The following is a 17,756-nucleotide window of genomic DNA, read 5'->3' on the forward strand; positions in this document are numbered from 1 at the left end:
CCGGGTGGGGGTGGAGCGCTCAGACATCGGAGGCCTTCCTTCCCCGCGAGGTGAGGGCGAGGTAGACACCGGTCACGACGAGGAGGAACAGGAGGAGCAGGACGGACATCGCCGAACCGGTGCCGAAGTTCCAGGTCTGGAACGAGGACTGGTAGATGTGGATGGAGATCAGGTCGGCGGCCTCCGGGGCGGCTTTCCCGAAGAGCACGAAGGGGGTGTTGAAGTCGTTGAAGGTCCACAGGAACAGCACCAGCACCAGCACCTGGTTCACCGGGCGCAGCGAGGGCAGGGTGATCCGGCGGATCTGCTGCCAGACCCCGGCGCCGTCGAGGGCGGCCGCCTCGTAGACCTCGCGGGGGATGTTCTGCAGCCCCGCCATCATGATCAGGAAGGCGAAGGGCCAGCCCTTCCACACCGAGACGATCAGCAGGGTGAAGAAGCTGTTCTCGCCGATCAGCCAGAACGGCGGGCTGTCGGTGAGGCCGAGCTGGTCGTGGATGACGTGGTTCACCAGGCCGTTGTCGCGCTGGAACATGAACGCCCAGGTGATGACGGCGGCGTAGACCGGCAGGGCGTAGGGGATCAGGAAGACGGTGCGCAGGAAGCCGCGGCCGCGGAAGGTCTCCTGCATGAAGATGGCGGCGGCGGTGCCGAGCAGCCAGCACAGGCCCACCGACAGCACGGTGAACAGGCAGGTGGTGACGAAGGAGCTCAGCAGCGCCTCGCCCACCGGGGCGTCGAAGTCGACGGTCAGGGCGTAGTTGTCCAGGCCGGCCCAGGGGGCGGTGCCCCAGTCCCGGATGTAGAACTGGGTCAGTTCCTTGAAGCTGACCACGATGCCGATGACCATCGGCACCAGATGGACCAGGAGTTCCAGGACGAGCGCGGGGAGCAGCAGCAGATAGGGCAGGGAGATCCGGCGGAACCGCCCGGAGCGGCGGGCGCGGGGCGCCGCTCCGGGCTGGTTCTTCCGCATCGTCCGCTTGCCCGTGCCGGGGGAGGCGGTGATGGTCATCTCGGTGTCCGTGCTCACTTCTTGGGCATCTGCTGCTGGGCCTTCTCAAGCTTGGCCTTCACGGACTCCACCGTGACCTGGCGGCCGGCCGCGGCGTCGGCGAACAGCTCCTTGACCGCGGTGCCGACCACCGTCTCGAACTGGGACTCCTCCGGCACCTGCGGGAGGGCGGCGGCACTGGTGGAGAGGGTGTCGCGGAGCACGGTCAGCGCGGGGGTGTTGAACGCGGGGTCCGTCTGGGCGGACTTGACCGGCGGGATCGATCCGTAGGCCTTGTTGAGGACCTTCTGCTCCTCGTCACCGGTCATGAACTCGACGAACTTCAGGGCGCCGTCGATGTTCTTGGTGTTCTTGAAGACGGCCATGTTGATGCCGGCGACCATGGAGTTGGTGGCCTGGCCGGTGCCGGGGGCGCCGGACTGCACGGGGGCGGGGGCGACCCCCCACTCGTCCTCCTTCATGCCCTGCGCGGCGAAGGTGGCCGAGGCGGTCTGCCACAGCACCATCGCGGTCTTGTCGTTGGCGAAGTCGCTCAGCGACTGGTTCTGGGCGTACTCGGCGTTGCCCTTGGCGACGATCTGGTGCTCGGCCATCAGGTCCACGTACTGCTTGACGGCCTTGACCGCGCCGTCGGAGGTGAAGTCGGCTTTGCCGTCGGCGGTGAAGAAGTCCGCGCCGTGCTGCTTGCCGAGGACGAACACCTGGTGGATGTTGTTGGAGAGGTTGGAGCCCTCCACGCCCAGCGCGGCCTTGCCGTCCTTGGTGAGCTTCTTGCCGACCGAGGCCAGTTCGTCCCAGGTGGCCGGCGGCTTGGTGATGCCGGCCTCGGCGAACATCTTCTTGTTGTAGTAGAGGGCGTAGGCCATCGAGTAGAGCGGGACGGCCGCCGGGTCCTGGCCCTGGACCCCGGTGGAGCCCAGCGCCGACTCCACGAACCGGTCCTTGCCGCCGATCTTCTGGAAGTTGGCGTCGTTCCAGGGCAGCAGCGCCCCGCTGGCCTGGAGCGAGGCGCTCCAGGTGTTGCCGATGTTCAGGATGTCGGGGCCCTGGCCCGAGGTGGTGGCGGTGAGGATCCGGTTGAGGAGGTCGCCCCACGGCACCACCTCCAGCTTCACCTTGATGCCGGTCTGCTTCTCGAACTTGTCGAGCTCCGGCTGGAGGACCTGCTTGTCGACCTCCAGGCTGGCGCCCTGGTTGGAGGCCCAGTAGGTGAGCGTCCTGGGCTGCTCGTTGGAGCCGGACCCGTTGTCCGAGCCGCCCCCGCAGGCGGTCGCCGCGAGGACGAGGGAGAGGGTGACGGCGCCGGCGGCGGCGGCTCTGATTCTGCGCATGGCTCCAGGGGCCTTTCCGGAAGGAAGCGGAAGCCGGCGGTGGGTTCGGGGGACGGAGTTCCGCGGTCCGTCCCGAAAACCCCACGGCTTAATTTAGGATGTGAGTTAAACCTCAAGTGAAGGGCTCGTCAAGAGCGTTCACGCGGGTATGTTGCGGGTAGCGACTTCGAGGACAGGGGACAAAGTGCGCGTACGTAGCGGGCGAACGGTGCGTGACCTGCGGCGGGAGAACCGGACCGCGGTTTTGAAACGGTTGTATTTCGACGGCCCGCTGAGCCGCTTCGAACTCGGTCCGGCCACCGGCCTCAGCTCCGGATCCGTCAGCAACGTGGTGTCCGAACTGGTCGCCGAAGGACTGGTCGAGGAAGCCGGAAGCATCGACTCCGCGGGTGGGCGCCCGCGGACCCTGCTCCGCGTCAGCCCCGACAGCGGCTACATGATCGGCGTCGACGTGGGGGAGACCCGGATCCGGATCGAGCTCTTCGACCTGGCCCTCACCGAACTCGCCCGGGTGGAAAGGCCCCTGGAGCCCGGCGGCCCCCGCCGCATCGACCGCTACGAGGTGGGCGTGGTCGTCGCCCACCTCCGCGAGGGCATCACCGAGGTCGTCGAGAGCTCCGGAATCCCCCAGGACCGGCTGCTCGGCGTCGGCATCGGCGTCCCCGGCATCGTCGCCCGGACCCCCGAGGACGGCGCCGTCGTCCACGGCCAGACCATCGGCTGGAACGCCGTCCCGCTGGAACGCATGCTCCGCGAGTCCCGACTGCTCCCCGACACCGTCCCGTACTACATCGACAACGGCGCCAAGACCCTCGGCCAGGCCGAGATGTGGTTCGGCGCCGGCCGCGGCGCGAACAACGCCGTGGTGGTGCTCTTCGGCTCCGGAGTCGGCGCCTGCGTGGTCACCGACGACATGCGCACCGGCCGGGCCGTGGAATGGGGCCACCTGACCGTACGCGTCCGGGGGCGCCGCTGCCGCTGCGGCGCCCAGGGCTGCCTGGAGGCCTACGCGGGCGCCGAGGCCCTCCTGGAGCGCTGGGCCGAGGCCGGCGGCCGCCCCCCGGCCGGCACCGACGAGGAGACCGCGCTCACCGCGATGCTCGCCGCCGCCTACCCCGCCCCCGGCCCCGACGGCACCACGCCCGGCCCGGACACCACCGCCCTCGCCGTCCTGGAGGAGACCGCCGAATACCTCGGCGCGGGCTTCGCCGACCTGATCAACCTCTTCCAGCCCGAACGCATCCTGGTCGGCGGCTGGGCCGGACTCCAGCTCGGCCCCCGCTTCCTGGACTCCGTCCGGACCTACGCCACCTCCTACGCCCTGACCTACCCGGCCGCCCACGTCCGCGTGGAGTTCGGCACCTTCGGGCCGGACGCCGTCACCGTCGGCGCCGGCATCCTGCCGCTCGCCGACTTCTTCGCCCGGGGCGGCGGCCGGACCGAACCCGGATCGGAGGAACCGCGCCCGGCCTGGCACACCGCCCTGCGGGAACGCGCCGCGCAGTGACCCGCCGGGCGGCGGGGCGGCCGGGGCGCGTTCCCGCGCGGCGGCCCGTGCGGGGGTGCGCGGCGGGCGTGCCCCGGGCCCTCGCCCAGGGCCTCGTACCCGGCCGGAGGCGGGTCCATCACCGCGAGCGGGGCCGGGGCGGGGGCCGGAGCCGGGGACCGTCCGGTCGCCCGGGCCCGGAGCCGGTCCAGTCCGCTCCGGCGGCGCGGCCGGCGGCGGCGCCCCGGGGCGGCCGGGCGCCGGGCCGCCTCCAGATCCCCCACCACGGCCGGCCGCGACCCGGTGTCCACGTGCACCAGGGCCTCGTGCCCCTGGTACTCCACGTGCTCCACGATGCAGGTCATCGCCACCTCGCCCGGCCGCGCCCCGCTCGGCCGGCCGATCCGGGCGGCCTCCGACCGCAGCCCGACGATCACCTGACGGCCCTGCTGGATCCTCGGCAACTGGTGCTCGGTGATGAGGGGTTCGGGCAGCGGAAGCCGCTGGCGGCCCAGATCGACGGTCATCCCCGCGCCCAGCGGCGCGTGCACCACGGCCTGCACGGCGGTCCAGCAGATCCTCGATGGCGAGCAGCCGTGCCGTCGCCTCCACCTGGGCCGAATGGTTCCCGAGGGCCCGAGGGCCCGAGGGCCCCAGCAGCACCAGGAACTCACCGGGCTCGACGGTGAGGGAGGTGCTGGGGGGAGGTGGTCAGATGGCCGGAACTCGACCACCGGATGAGCGGTCCTCCGGGACCCCGTCTGAGTAGGAGAGCTCATCCGCCCGCCTCCCGGACGTGCGAAGGTACTCCCCGGACGACGGGGCCGGGGGGTTCCGACGGGGGAGAGGAGTACGGCATGGACCTGTTCGACGCGGAGCTCGGCGGTCGCGACGGGGAATCGGCGGGACCCGGCGGCAGCTGCTCCTGGGTGACCGCGGTGATCATCGGGGTACTGGTCCTGCTCGCGGTACTGGTCCACCAGCTCTTCGACTGGCTGCGCGACCTGATCTGAGGAACCGGCCGAGGCGTTCGTGAACACCGTGTGACGGATCGCCCTTCCCACCCCCGACCAGCCCATACTGGTCCGATGATCTCGGGTGGGGAGGGTCCGTGGCCGATGGATGGCTGCCGGTGGCGGGACTGCTGGCCGGTCTGCTGATCTCGGTCGTCACCGCTCCGGTCGGAGTGTCCGGAGCGGTGTTCCTGCTGCCCGTCCAGCTCAGCGTGTTCGCCGTGCCGAACCCCGCGGTCACCCCGACCAACCTGCTCTACAACGTGGTGGCCGGGCCCGGAGCCCTGTGGCGGCACGCCCGGACCGGCGCCCTGCGCGGACCGCTCACCCGCCGACTGGTCGCGGGCACCCTCCCCGGAGTGGTCCTCGGTGCGGCCGTACGCGTCTTCGCCCTGCCCGGACCCGCCGTCTTCCGGCTCCTGATCGCCGCGCTCCTGCTCCCGCTCGGTCTGTGGCTCTGCGCCCGCACCCTGCGCCCGGCGCCCGAGCGGACGGCCGCCGAACCCTCCCCGCGCGCCCTCACCGCCCTCGCGCTCGCGGTCGGGACGGTCGGCGGGATCTACGGCATCGGCGGCGGCTCCCTGCTCGGCCCGATCCTGGTGGGCCGGGGCGTACCGGTCTCCCGGGTCGCCCCGGCCGCCCTCGCCGCCACGTTCGCCACCTCCGTGGTGGGCGCCACCGCCTTCGCCCTGCTGTCCCTCGCCGGCGGCACCGACGCGGCCCCCCACTGGGGTCTCGGCCTGGCCTGCGGGGCCGGCGGTCTCCTCGGCGGCTACCTCGGGGCCCGATGGCAGCCCCGGCTGCCCGAGACCGCGCTCCGGCTGCTCCTGGGAAGCCTCGCCACCGCGCTGGGCACCCTCTACGCCGTCCAGGCCCTGACCTGAGCGCGGTGCGCGCGAAACAGCGGGGAAAAACGAAGGACGAGGAGCTTCACGCGCTCCTCGCCACTCTCAAGTTATAGCGCGCAGGGGGGCTTGCGGCAAGGCCCCCCCGGATCCCGCAGAATCGGCGATCGAACCCAGGACCTGCGGAAACGAGGCTCGACTTGTTGGACGTGATCATCGTCGGTGGCGGACCGGCCGGACTGATGCTGGCCGGCGAGCTCCGGCTGGCCGGCGTGCGGGTGGCCGTACTGGAGAAGCTGACCGAACCGACCCTGGAGTCCCGCGGACAGGGACTGCACGCGCGCAGCGTCGAGATCATGGACCAGCGCGGACTCCAGGACCGGTTCCTCGCCGTCAGCGACACCTTCCGGGCCGGCGGACTCTTCGGCGGGATCGTCAAGCCCTGGCCGGAGACCCTGGACACCGCCCACCCCTACGGCATCGCCGCCCCCCAGCCGGTCACCGAGCGGCTGTTCGAGGAGCGTGCCCTGGAGCTGGGCGCCGAGATCCGCCGCGGCCACGAGGTCGTCGGACTCGACCAGGACCCGGACGGGGTGACCGTATCCCTCGCCGACGGCACCCGGCTGCGCTCCCGCTACCTCGTCGGCTGCGACGGCGGCCGCAGCACCGTACGCAAGCTGCTCGGCGTCGCCTTCCCCGGCGAACCCGCCCGGGTGGAGACCCTGCTCGGGGTGATGGAGGCCGCCGAGGACCCGGACACGATCGCCGCCGTGGTCGCGGAGGTCCACAAGACCGAGCTGCGGTTCGGGCTCGCCCCGCTCGGGGACGGGACGTACCGGGTCGTCGTGCCCGCCGACGGGGTGGCCGAGGACCGTACGACCGCCCCGACCCTGGACGAGTTCAAGGACCGGCTGCGCGCCTTCGCCGGAACCGACTTCGGCGTGCGCGCACCGCGCTGGCTCTCCCGGTTCGGCGACGCCACCCGCCAGGCCGAGCGCTACCGGGTCGGCCGGGTGCTGCTCGCCGGGGACGCCGCACACATCCACCCGCCGACCGGCGGACAGGGGCTCAACCTCGGCGTGCAGGACGTCTTCAACCTCGGCTGGAAACTGGCTGCCGAGATCAACGGCTGGGCTCCGGAAGGCCTGTTGGACACCTACCACGCCGAACGGCACCCGGTGGGCGCCGCCGTGCTCGCCAACACCCGCGCCCAGATGACCCTGCTGGGCGCCGACCCCGGCGCGGTCGCGCTGCGCGAACTGTTCTCCCGGCTGATGGACTTCGAGGAGGTCAACCGATACGTGACCGGCATCATCACCGCCGTCGACGTCCGCTACGACCTCGGCGAGGACCACCCTCTGGTCGGCCGGCGGATGCGGGACCTGGAGCTCGCCCGGGGCGGCCGCCTCTACGAGCTGATGCACGAGGGCCGGGGGCTGCTCCTCGACCGCACCGGCACCCTCTCGGTGGAGGGCTGGGCGGACCGGGTCGACCACATCGCCGACACCACGAGCACCACGGACGCCACGCACACCGGCGACGGGCCCGAGGTCCCCGCGGTGCTGCTGCGCCCCGACGGGCACGTGGCCTGGGCGGGCGGGGACCAGCGGGACCTGCGCACCCACCTGGCCCGCTGGTTCGGGCCCGCCAGCCGGCCGGTCCGGGGCGGAGGTAGATTGGGAGGGTGATCGACTTCCTCCAGGGCGCCCCGGTGGCCGGCCGTCTCGACATCGTCTGGCACGCCGGATGGCCCTCCCCGAAGCACGACCCCGCCCCGGAGATCCAGTGCCACGCCTACACGGCGGACACGGTCATCCTGCGCCAGAACAAGTCCGTGCACTACGAAGCGCCGTTCCTCTTCCTGCTGTTCGGGAACGAACGCGCCCTGCTGCTGGACACCGGGGCCTCCGCCGACGCCGACCACTTCCCGCTCCGCGAGACCGTCGACCGCCTGATCGCCGAATGGCTGGCCCGCAACCCCCGGCCCGACTACCCCCTGCTCGTTGCCCACACCCACGGCCACGGCGACCACACCGCCGCGGACGGCCAGTTCACCGGCCGACCGCACACCACCGTGGTCGGCACCGGCCTGGACGCGGTCACCCGCCACTTCGGGCTCGGGGACTGGCCGCACGGCACCGCCGAACTCGACCTCGGCGGCCGGATCCTCGACCTGATCCCCGGCCCCGGCCACCAGGAGGCCGCGCTGGTCTTCCACGACCGGCACACCGGGCTGCTGCTCACCGGGGACTCCCTCTACCCCGGACGCCTCTACATCGAGGACCGGGCCGCCTACTCGGACACCGTGGACCGGCTGCGGCGGTTCTGCGCCGACCACCCGGTCCGGCACGTGCTCGGCTGCCACATCGAGATGACCACCACGGCCGGCGAGGACTATCCGCGCGGCACCACCCACCAGCCGGACGAACCCCCGCTCCAGCTCACCCCCGGCCATCTGGACGCCCTGCGCACGGCCCTCGACGAGACGGCGGGCGCGCACGGCAGCCATCCCCGGGAGGAGTTCATCCTGGTCTACCGGGACTGACCCGTCCCACCGCCGGGCCCGTCCCACCACCGGGCCCGTCCACCCCACCGGGCTCCGCTCCACCGGGCCCGTCCGCCCGGTGCGCGGCGAGCTGCCGCTCCGCCGTGTCCAGCAGCATGTCCAGCGCCACCGGATAGGCGCTGTGCGGCATCCGGGCCGCCAGCAGCCCCGCGGTGGCCGCGATGTTCGGGAACTCCTCGGCCGGCAGGCGCGCGTACGTGGAGTCCCAGCGCTCCTCGTCCGCCGCGCGCGCCCGCTCGCTCAGCGCCAGCGGACCCGCGTCGAGGGCCGCGAAGGCCAGGCACTGGTCGATGTACGCGTGGTAGATCCGCACCGCGTCCGCGTCCGGGAACCCGGCCCCGCGCAGGCTGCCCAGGACCGCCTCGTCCGCCGCGATCTCGCGCGGCCGACCGCTCACCCGGCTCGCGGTCAGCAGGGCCGCCTGCGGATGGGCCAGGTAGGCGCCGTGGATGCGCAGCCCCAGAGTGCGCAGGTCCTCCCGCCACCGCCCGCTCGGCTCCCAGCCGGCCAGCGCCCGGCCGATCAGCTCCTCGCCGATGGCCAGGGTGAGCCCGTCCATGCCGTCGAAATAGCGGTACAGGGTGCTGGGGTCCGCCCCCAGCGCCGCCCCCAGCCGGCGGGCCGACAGGCCCGCCCCACCGTGCTCGCGCACCATCCGCAGCGCCGTCTCCACGATCAGCCGCTCGGACAGCACCGTCCCCTGCCGGGTCGGCCGCCGCCGCCGGCGGGCCTCCTCCGGCACCACGTCCTTCGCCATCGCCCGCTCCTCCCGCCCCGCTGCACCGCGCCCGGCGGGCCCGCCGCCGCCCGGGTGCTCTTATGCCAACACCATTGACCTTAACCCGGGGCCGCGGGTTCCATCGGACCCATCGGTTCCGGAGGCGCACGCCTCCCAGGGAAAGGACCTCGTCATGCGTGTTCTGCTCGTGGGTGCCGGCGGTGTGGGGAGCGCGATCACCAAGATCGCCGCCCGTCGGGACTTCTTCGACCACTTCGTCGTCGCCGACTACGACCCGGCCCGGGCCCGGGCCGCCGTCGAGGCGCTGGGCCCCGGCGAGGAACGCTTCAGCGCCTGTCGCGTAGACGCCTCCGACGAGGCGGCGGTCACCCGGCTGCTCACCGAACGCGGCTGCGACGTGCTGATGAACGCCACCGACCCGCGCTTCGTGATGCCCCTGTTCAACGCCGCGCTGGCGGCCGGCAGCCACTACCTGGACATGGCCATGTCCCTCTCCCGCCCGCATCCCGAGCGCCCGCACTCCGACTGCGGGGTCAAGCTCGGCGACGAGCAGTTCGAGCGGGCCGAGGAGTGGGAGAAGTCGGGCCGGCTGGCCCTGGTCGGCATGGGTGTGGAGCCGGGCCTCTCGGACGTCTTCGCCCGCTACGCCGCCGAGCGGCTCTTCGACGAGATCGAGGAGATCGGCATCCGCGACGGCGCCGACCTGAAGGTCGAGGGGTACGACTTCGCCCCGTCCTTCAGCATCTGGACCACGATCGAGGAGTGCCTGAACCCGCCCGTGGTGTACGAGCGCGAGCGCGGCTGGTTCACCACCGAGCCGTTCAGCGAGCCGGAGGTCTTCGACTTCCCCGAGGGCATCGGCCCGGTCGAGTGCGTGAACGTGGAGCACGAGGAGGTCCTCCTCGTCCCGCGCTGGGTGGACGCCCGGCGGGTCACCTTCAAGTACGGCCTGGGCGACGACTTCATCGGCAAGCTGAAGACCCTGCACGCGCTGGGCCTGGACTCCACCGACCGGGTCGCGGTCCGCGCCGAGGACGGCACCGAGGTCCGGGTGTCGCCCCGCGACGTGGTCGCCGCCTGCCTGCCCGACCCCGCCACCCTCGGCGCGCTGATGACCGGCAAGACCTGCGCCGGGACCTGGGTCAAGGGCACCAAGGACGGGCTGCCCCGGGAGGTGTACCTCTACCACGTGGTCGACAACCAGTGGTCCATGCGCGAGTACGGTTCCCAGGCCGTCGTCTGGCAGACCGCCGTCAACCCGGTGGTGGCCCTGGAGCTCCTGGCCACCGGCGGGTGGTCGGGCTCCGGGGTCCTGGGCCCGGAGGCCCTCCCGCCGGAGCCCTTCCTCGACCTCCTCACCGCCTACGGATCGCCGTGGGGCCTGCGGGAACAGGGCCCGGCGGCGGCACCGGACGCCTGACGGCGGGCGCCCCGCCCCGGCTGCCGGGGCGGCCGCCGGGCCCGGGGTCAGTCGCCGAGCGATCCGAAGAAGGCACGGACATCGGCGACGAACGCCTCGGGCTGCTCCAGCGAGAGGAAGTTCCCGCCCCGCTCCAGCTCGGTCCAGTGGGTGACGAGGTGGTCCCGCTCGGCGAACCGCCGGATGGCGATGTCGGTGGGCAGGGCCACCGCCACACCCGTCGGAACGGTGCCGCGCGGCTTCGGGGCCCAGGCGGACGGGTCGTGGCCCGTCTCGTAGTACAGGTTCGCCGAGGAGCCCGCCGTACCGGTGAACCAGTACACGGAGGCGTTGGTCAGCAGGCGGTCCAGGCCGACGGCGTCCTCCGGGAGCTCCGAGGCCGGATCCGTCCACTCCTTGAACTTCTCGACGATCCAGGCGAGTTGACCGACCGGCGAGTCGTGCAGTCCGTAGGACAGGGTCTGCGGGCGGGTGGACTGGATGGCGACGAACCCCATCTTGTCCTGCTGGAACTCCTCCAGCCGGGCCAGCCGCTCCTTCTCCGGCCCGGTCAGCCCGTCGAGTTCGGCGGGGTCCCCGGAGGGGAAGGTGACCAGACCGTTCACATGGGCGCCGATGACCCGGTCCGGGGCCCGCCGGCCCATCTCCAGGGCGATCCAGGCGCCGCCGCCCGTCCCCTGCACACCGTAGGAGGCGTAGCCGAGCCGCTCCATCAGCTCCACGAAAGCGCCGGCGATCCGGCCGGTGTTCCAGCCCGCCTCGCCCAGCGGGCCGGAGAAACCGGTGCCGGGGGTCGAGGTGACGACCACGTGGAAGTGCTCCGCCAGCGGCCGGACGACCTCGGCGAACTGCACGAACGAACAGGGCCAGTCGTGCATCAGGAGCAGGGGCACCGCCTGCGGGTCCCGCGAACGCAGGTGCAGGAAGTGGATGTTCTGGCCGTCGATCAGGGTGGTGAACTGCGGGTACTCGTTGAGCTCCGCCTCCGCCGCGCGCCAGTCGAAGCCGTCCGCCCAGTACTCCACCAGTCCCTTGAGGTACTCGGTGGGCACCCCGCGGCTCCAGCCGGTACCGGGGATCTCGCCACCCCAGCGGGTGCGGGCCAGCCGCTCCCGAAGATCGTCCAACTCGGCCTGCGGGACATCGATGCGGAAGGGATTGATCCGGGCGTCCGTGGTGCTGCTGTTGTCGTCCATGGAAGAAACACTATTCTCGATATAGGCACATCCGGTTCCTAAACGACCGACAGACTGAGCCCATGTCCGATACCGCCGTACGACTGCTGAGACTCCTCTCCCTGCTCCAGAGCCCGAGGGACTGGCCGGGATCCGAACTGGCCGAGCGCCTCGGGGTCAGCGGCCGCACCGTCCGCAACGACGTCGACCGGCTCCGCGAACTCGGCTACCCGGTCGACGCCACACGCGGCTCCACCGGCGGCTACCGCCTCGGAGCCGGCGCGGCCATGCCCCCGCTGCTGCTGGACGACGAGGAGGCCGTCGCGGTGACGGTGGCCCTGCGCACGGCGGCACAGGGAGCTGTCCCCGGCACCGAGGAGACCGCGCTACGGGCCCTCGGCAAGCTGGAACAGGTCCTGCCGCCGAGGCTTCGGCGCCGAGTCCGGGCCCTCGCCGCGTACACCGTGGCCGTGCCCGCCGACCGGCCCGCCCCGGCCGTCACCGCCGAGGTGCTGACCGTCCTGGTGTCCGCCTGCCGCGACCGCGAGCGGCTGCGCTTCGACTACCTGGACCACACGGGAACACCCACCCGCCGCATGGTGGAGCCCCACCGCGCCGTCAACTGGGGGCGGCGCTGGTACCTGCTGGCCTGGGACGTGGAACGGGCGGACTGGCGCACCTTCCGGGCCGACCGGATCCGCCCCCGCACCCCCACCGGACCCCGCTTCCCGCCACGGGAGGGCCCACCCGGCGGCGCAGCCGCCCATGTCGCGCGGCGGGTGTCCGGCGCGGCCTGGCGGCACCACGCCCGGGTCACCGTGCACGCCCCGGCGGCCGAGGTGATCGAACGGATCAACCCCGCCGTCGGCACGGTGGAGGCGGTCGACGCCGACCACTGCGTGCTGGTCACGGGCGCCGACACGGTGGAGAGCCTGGCCGTCCATCTCGGCCTGCTCGACCTCGACTTCGAGGTCACCGGCCCCGCCGAACTGGTCGCCCACCTCCGCCGCCTCGCCGACCGCTACGCCCGCTCCACACCACCGTCCCTGCCTTCCCCTCCGTCGTCGGCCGCGTCGTAGGCCGTCCGGTGCCTCCCCGTGCGGGGGCGGCAGAAGGCTTGACCGCCATCCGGCGCCGGTGGTTCAGTGGCTGAGCCACTGCACCACTGCACCACTGCACCACTGGATCGCTGGATCGCTGTCGGGGAGGTCGTGTGGAGCCGTTGCCGCGCGGGACGATCGTGGACGCGCTGGAGGACCGGCTGCGGGAGGGAATCCTCACCGGCCGCCACGGGAAAGGCAGTTACCTGCCGCCGGAGCGCAAGCTCGCCGACCGGTACGGGGTCACCCGGAACACCCTGAAGCACGCCTTCGAGCGGCTGGTCCAGGCCGGACTGCTGGAGACCCGGCACGGGGTCGGCACCCGGGTCCGCGACTACCTCCGCCTCGGCGGGGCCGAACTGCTGCCCGCGCTCGTCCGGCACGTCCCGGGCTGGCCCGCCGAGCTCTTCGAAGCCCGGCGCGGCATCGGCGCGTTGATCGCCTCCCGCGCGGCGGTCCGCGCCACCGGCCCCCAGGTCGTCGAACTCCGCGCCCTGCTGGCGGCGCTCGGCGGGGCGGCCGGCGGCGAGGAGGCGCAGCTGGTCGATGCCGAGGTGCACCGGGCGCTCGCCCGGGCCACCGGCAACCGGGTGTACGTCCTGCTCACCAACACGCTCTTCAGCGCCTATCTGCCGGTCCGGGCCGCCCTGGTGGCGCCCTTCACCGACGCCTCCGCCGCGCACGCGCGGCTGCTCCCCGTCGTGGAGGCGGTCGCCGCCCATGAGCCGGCGGCGGCACACGCCGCCGCCGAGGCCTACCTCACCGAAACGGAACGGATCATGCTCGACGCACTCGACGCACTCGACGCACTTGGTGAACTCAGTGGCCCCGGGCAGCGGGGAGGCGGCCGATGAGCGCCGCCCGGGGCACCCGCTTCACCGAGACCATGCTCGGCACGGTCCGGCTCGACGGCGAACACGCCGACCGCCCCTTCCGTCTGGACCTGCGGGTCACCGCCGAACGGATCCTCGACCCCCGGCGCACCACGCACGCCCGGCTGGCCGGGCGGGTCCGGATAGCCGGCCGGGCGGATGACCCGGCGGCCGAAGGGACCATGGAGATATCGCCGTTCGCCCGCCGCCGCATCCGCTACCGGCTCGCGTTCCTCCTGGACGGCCGCCGACTGGAACTCGACGGATGGAAGTCGATCTCCCCCCGGCACCCGCTGACCTCCATGACCGTCCTGCCCTGCCTGCTCACCGCCGACGGCGAACGCGTCGGCGCGGGCACCCTGCGGTTCCCGCTGACCACCGGCCTGCTGCCGTTCCTCGCCGGCTTCCGGTTTCCCCGGCGGGAGGATTCGAACCCGCTCATGGCACCCCGCTGGAAGGGCGAGCCAGGCCGGACCGAGGTCTGGTACACCACCCTCACCGATCCGGAGACCGGCACCGGAGTCTGGATCCACCACGAGCTGACCGCACCCGCCGACGGATCCGAGGCCCGGGCCCACGGCTGGGCCGCCGTCTTCCCGCCGGACGGCCCGGTGGAACACGTACGCTTCGGCCCCGCCCCCTGGCCCCCCGGAACCGACACCGACATCGGAACCGGGATCGGGACCAGCACCGGGACCAGCACCGGGACCGCCGAGGGCACCGGCTACCGGGCGGCCGGCACCCAGGCCGGCCCCGGCCGGATCACCGGCTCCGCCGGATCCTTCAGCTGGGACCTCACCGAACGACCCACCGGCGCCCCGCTCTACACCTTCCCCCGCTGGTCCTGGCGCCGCCCCCTGCTGCCCGCCGCCCAGATCCTGCCGGCGGCCACCGCCTCCTACGACGGGCACCTCAGCCACGGCGGACGGAAACTGCTGCTGCGGGACGCCCCCGGGGCCTCGGCCAGGATCTACGGCCACGGCAATGCCCGGCGCTGGTGCTGGCTGCACGCGGACCTCGGCGGCGGAGACGTCCTGGAGGTCGTCGCCGCGGTCTCCATGCGCCCGGGTCTGCGCCGGCTGCCCCCGATGGTCTTCCTGCGGCTGCGCCGCGACGGCCGTACCTGGCCGCGCCGGCCCGAACGCAGCGCCGTCGGCTGGGCGGGCGCCGGCCGCTTCCGGGCCCGGCTGGGGCACCCCACCTGGACGGTGACCGGCCGGGCCGGTCTGCGCCGCATCCGGGTGGAGGTCCACCTGCCCGCCGAGCACACCCTGACCCTGGACTACCAGGACCCGGACGGCACCCCCGCCGTCTGCCACAACAGCGAACGGGCGGATGCCGTGGTGCGGTGGGAACGCTGGTGGGGCCGCTGGCGCCCGGAAGCCGACTGGCGGCTCGACGGCACCGCCCACGCCGAACACGGCCACCGCTGATGGCCGCCCCCACGAGGAACGCCGCCCACGCGCACCAGAGCCATGGGCAGCAGACCGCCCCGGGTCCCTACGCCGGACTGGTGGCGGCGCTGCTCGCCGCCGACCGGGCGGACGGCTGGACGGCCCGGGTGCCGGGACGGCTGGAAGCCGTGCTCGCCTCGATGCCCGGGCCGGCCCGCGCCGGATACCGTGCGGCGGCGGCCGCCGTCGACGGGTACGCGCTGGCGCGCACCGGCCGACGGCTCGCCGCCCTGGACGCGGAGGCCCGGGAGTCGGTCCTCGCCGCCCTGGCCGCCCGGCCGGCCGTGCTGCCGCTTCTGGACGTCCTCAAGGTGCCCGTCCTCCTGGCGGCGGGCACCGAACGGATGCTCGGCGAGGGCGACGGCGACGGCGAGGGCCGCACCCGCGGCCTGGGGTTCGCCCCGCCCGCGGACCCGCCCCTGGACTGCGTCCCGGCCGCGCACTGGCCGGCCCGGTCCACCGCCGACGCCGTGGTGATCGGCTCCGGTGCGGGCGGGGCCATCGCCGCCCGCACCCTGGCCCGGGCCGGAATGAGCGTGGTCGTCCTCGAAGAGGGACACCACCACTCCACCACCTCCTTCGGCCGCCGCACCCCGCTGGACCGCTTCGGCGAGCTGTACCGGGACGGCGGCGCCACCCTCGCCGTCGGCAGCCCGCCGCTGGTCGTCCCGGTCGGCCGGGCCGTCGGCGGCACCACCGTGGTCAACGCCGGCACCTGCTACCGGACCCCCGACCGGGTCCTGCGCCGCTGGAGCTCCGAGCACGGCTTCCAGCTGGCCGACGGCTTCGGCCCGTACCTCGACGAGGTCGAACGGACCCTGAAGGTGGCCACCCAGCCCGTCGAGGTCCTCGGCGAGAACGGGCGGCTCGCGCTCCTCGGCGCCGAACGGCTCGGCTGGGCCGCGGCCCCGCTCCGGCGCAACGCGCCCGGCTGCAAGGGGTCCTGCCAGTGCGTGGTCGGCTGCCCCAACGGGGCCAAGCAGAGCGTCCAGCTGTCCGTACTGCCCGACGCCTGCGCGGCCGGCGCCCGGATCGTCACCGGGGCGCGGGCCCTGCGGATCCTCGTCGACCCGGACCCGCCGGGCGGCGGCCGGCCCCGGGCGGCCGGGGTGCTCGTCCGCCGCCCCGACGGCGGCGAGTTCGAGATCCTCAGCCCGACCGTGGTGGTCGCCGCCGGAGCCCTCCAGTCCCCGCAACTGCTACGGCGCTCCGGCCTGGGCGGCCATCCCGGCATCGGCCGCAACCTCAGCGTGCACCCCGCCACCAGCGTGGCCGGGCGGTTCCCGCACGAAGTGACCGCCTGGGAAGGGGTGCTGCAGAGCACCGGCGTCGAGGAACTGCACCCGCAGGGCGTCCTCATCGAAGCCACCGCCACACCCCCGGGCATGGGCAGCTTCGTCCTGCCCGGGGTGGGGCGGGAACTCCGTACGGAACTGGAGGGCGCGGGCCGGCTGGCCACCCTCGGCGCGATGATCGCCGACCGCCCCTCCGGCCGGGTCCTGGGCCGCGACCGCACCCTCATCCGCTACACCCTGGACCCCCGCGACGCGGGCCGCCTCATGACGGCCGTACGGGCCATGGGCCGGCTGCTCTTCGCGGCCGGAGCCGAGGAGGTCCTCACCGGAGTCCCCGAGGCCCCGCGCGCCCGGTCACTCGCCGAACTGGACGGGCTGCTGGCCGGGATCACCGCGCGCCGGCTGCACCTCTCGGCCTTCCACCCCACCGGCACCATCGCCGCGGGCGCCGACCCGCAACGCGCCCCCGCCGACCCGCTGGGCCGGCTCCGCGGCATCGACGGCGTACTGATCGCCGACGGCTCCGTCCTCCCCGCCTGCCCCGAGGTCAACCCCCAACTGTCCATCATGGCCGCCGCCCTGACCATCACCGAAACCCACACCCGCACCCCCCGGCCGTAGCCACACTCGCCCGGCTGGGGCTGGTGCACCGGTTGGTGCGGGGGACCGCCCCGGCCGGGTGGGGGCCGGGGGCCGGGGTCAGCGGGGGGTGAGGACGCAGAACTCGTTGCCCTCGGGGTCGGCGAGGACCGTCCACGGCACGTCGCCCTGGCCCAGGTCCACATCGACGGCGCCGAGCGCCCGCAGCCGCTCCGCCTCGGCCGGCTGGTCGTCGCCCGGGTAGGGGCGGAGATCGAGGTGCACCCGGTTCTGCGCCGTCTTCTGGTCGGGCGTGCGGATGAACTCCAGGTACGGGCCCACCCCCTTGGAGGAGCGCAGCACCGCCTGCTCCCCGGTCGCCGAGTGCACGGTCCAGTCCATGGCCGCGCCCCAGAACCGGGCCATGGCCTCAGGATCGGCGCAGTCGACCACCACCGCGGCCACCGGCCCGGTGTCCCGGTAGACCTCCCGGGGTTCCAGTACGCAGAACTCGTTGCCCTCGGGGTCGGCGAGGACGGTCCAGGGGACATCGCCCTGGCCCACGTCGGCGCGGGTCGCGCCGAGCGCCAGCAGACGGGCGACCAGTTCCGCCTGATGGGCCGCCGAGGTGCTCGCGAGGTCGAGGTGCACCCGGTTCTTCACCGTCTTGGGCTCCGGGACCCGCACCACGTCGATGTAGAGGGCGGAGGGGTCCGGGTATTCCAGCCCCTCGGGTTCCACATTGGTCACCCCCGGTGCCTCGCTGTCGAGTCCCCAGCCGAGGACCTCCGCCCAGAACCGCCCGACCACCGTGTCGTCGAGGGCGTTCATCGCAATCTGAACCAGCCGTGTCGCCATGTCGCCGA

The 17,756-nt window shown here is 73.4% G+C and carries 15 protein-coding genes and 1 pseudogene; 10 read left to right on the forward strand and 6 right to left on the reverse strand.

Features of this window, described 5'->3' with window-relative positions; all coding sequences use genetic code 11:
• Positions 1-19: 19 nt before the first annotated feature.
• Together ACZ50K_RS29145 and ACZ50K_RS29150 are read right to left on the reverse strand one after the other, a co-directional pair.
• Complete coding sequence (locus tag ACZ50K_RS29145) at positions 20-1,015, reverse strand: carbohydrate ABC transporter permease (protein WP_468908480.1); 996 nt, start codon at positions 1,013-1,015, stop codon at positions 20-22.
• Positions 1,016-1,029: 14 nt separating this feature from the next.
• Positions 1,030-2,346: an ABC transporter substrate-binding protein gene (locus tag ACZ50K_RS29150; RefSeq protein WP_468908343.1), complete on the reverse strand. Its 1,317-nt coding sequence runs from the start codon at positions 2,344-2,346 to the stop codon at positions 1,030-1,032.
• A gap of 184 nt (positions 2,347-2,530) precedes the next feature.
• On the opposite strand from ACZ50K_RS29150, the gene ACZ50K_RS29155 reads away from it, so the two are divergent.
• A complete protein-coding gene (locus ACZ50K_RS29155; protein WP_468908345.1) occupies positions 2,531-3,853 on the forward strand; it encodes an ROK family protein in 1,323 nt (440 codons plus the stop codon).
• A gap of 107 nt (positions 3,854-3,960) precedes the next feature.
• Here ACZ50K_RS29155 and ACZ50K_RS29160 read toward each other — a convergent pair.
• A pseudogene (locus ACZ50K_RS29160) lies at positions 3,961-4,395 on the reverse strand (TOBE domain-containing protein); the annotation flags it as partial.
• 294 nt (positions 4,396-4,689) lie between these two features.
• On the opposite strand from ACZ50K_RS29160, the gene ACZ50K_RS29165 reads away from it, so the two are divergent.
• From ACZ50K_RS29165 to ACZ50K_RS29180, 4 genes are all read left to right on the forward strand, one after another.
• Positions 4,690-4,845: a hypothetical protein gene (locus ACZ50K_RS29165; RefSeq protein WP_468908347.1), complete on the forward strand. Its 156-nt coding sequence runs from the start codon at positions 4,690-4,692 to the stop codon at positions 4,843-4,845.
• A gap of 98 nt (positions 4,846-4,943) precedes the next feature.
• Complete coding sequence (locus ACZ50K_RS29170) at positions 4,944-5,729, forward strand: TSUP family transporter (RefSeq protein ID WP_468908348.1); 786 nt, start codon at positions 4,944-4,946, stop codon at positions 5,727-5,729.
• A 161-nt stretch (positions 5,730-5,890) separates the two neighbouring features.
• A complete protein-coding gene (gene rox, locus ACZ50K_RS29175) occupies positions 5,891-7,378 on the forward strand; it encodes a rifampin monooxygenase (RefSeq protein WP_468908350.1) in 1,488 nt (495 codons plus the stop codon).
• Entirely contained in the window at positions 7,375-8,235 is an 861-nt protein-coding gene (locus ACZ50K_RS29180) for an MBL fold metallo-hydrolase (protein WP_468908351.1), read from the forward strand. Before rox ends, ACZ50K_RS29180 begins: the two co-directional genes overlap by 4 nt.
• Here the strand turns inward: ACZ50K_RS29180 and ACZ50K_RS29185 are convergent.
• On the reverse strand, positions 8,213-9,013 hold the full coding sequence (locus tag ACZ50K_RS29185) for a TetR/AcrR family transcriptional regulator (protein ID WP_468908353.1): 801 nt from the start codon (positions 9,011-9,013) through the stop codon (positions 8,213-8,215). The genes ACZ50K_RS29180 and ACZ50K_RS29185 overlap by 23 nt on opposite strands.
• Positions 9,014-9,167: 154 nt before the next feature.
• Between ACZ50K_RS29185 and ACZ50K_RS29190 the strand changes: the two genes are divergently transcribed.
• Positions 9,168-10,415 carry a saccharopine dehydrogenase family protein gene (locus ACZ50K_RS29190; RefSeq protein ID WP_468908355.1) on the forward strand — a complete coding sequence of 416 codons (1,248 nt, stop codon included), beginning with the start codon at positions 9,168-9,170 and terminating at the stop codon, positions 10,413-10,415.
• Between the two features lie 47 nt (positions 10,416-10,462).
• On the opposite strand, the gene ACZ50K_RS29195 is transcribed toward ACZ50K_RS29190, so the two are convergent.
• Positions 10,463-11,611 (reverse strand): epoxide hydrolase family protein, encoded by a 1,149-nt coding sequence (locus ACZ50K_RS29195; RefSeq protein ID WP_468908357.1) that lies wholly within the window; start codon positions 11,609-11,611, stop codon positions 10,463-10,465.
• Between the two features lie 62 nt (positions 11,612-11,673).
• On the opposite strand from ACZ50K_RS29195, the gene ACZ50K_RS29200 reads away from it, so the two are divergent.
• The 4 genes from ACZ50K_RS29200 (at position 11,674) to ACZ50K_RS29215 (ending at position 16,932) form a co-directional block, all read left to right on the forward strand.
• Positions 11,674-12,669: a helix-turn-helix transcriptional regulator gene (locus ACZ50K_RS29200; RefSeq protein WP_468908359.1), complete on the forward strand. Its 996-nt coding sequence runs from the start codon at positions 11,674-11,676 to the stop codon at positions 12,667-12,669.
• Between the two features lie 134 nt (positions 12,670-12,803).
• Entirely contained in the window at positions 12,804-13,544 is a 741-nt protein-coding gene (locus tag ACZ50K_RS29205) for a FadR/GntR family transcriptional regulator (RefSeq protein ID WP_468908361.1), read from the forward strand.
• A complete protein-coding gene (locus tag ACZ50K_RS29210; protein WP_468908363.1) occupies positions 13,541-14,995 on the forward strand; it encodes a hypothetical protein in 1,455 nt (484 codons plus the stop codon). Before ACZ50K_RS29205 ends, ACZ50K_RS29210 begins: the two co-directional genes overlap by 4 nt.
• Positions 14,995-16,932, forward strand: a complete 1,938-nt coding sequence (locus ACZ50K_RS29215; protein WP_468908365.1) for a GMC family oxidoreductase — start codon at positions 14,995-14,997, stop codon at positions 16,930-16,932. Before ACZ50K_RS29210 ends, ACZ50K_RS29215 begins: the two co-directional genes overlap by 1 nt.
• Before the next feature lie 78 nt (positions 16,933-17,010).
• Here ACZ50K_RS29215 and ACZ50K_RS29220 read toward each other — a convergent pair whose 3' ends face one another.
• Positions 17,011-17,748 carry a VOC family protein gene (locus ACZ50K_RS29220; protein ID WP_468908367.1) on the reverse strand — a complete coding sequence of 246 codons (738 nt, stop codon included), beginning with the start codon at positions 17,746-17,748 and terminating at the stop codon, positions 17,011-17,013.
• Between the last annotated feature and the right edge of the window lie 8 nt (positions 17,749-17,756).

The sequence above is a fragment of the Streptomyces sp. NPDC033845 genome (genome assembly GCF_055576225.1).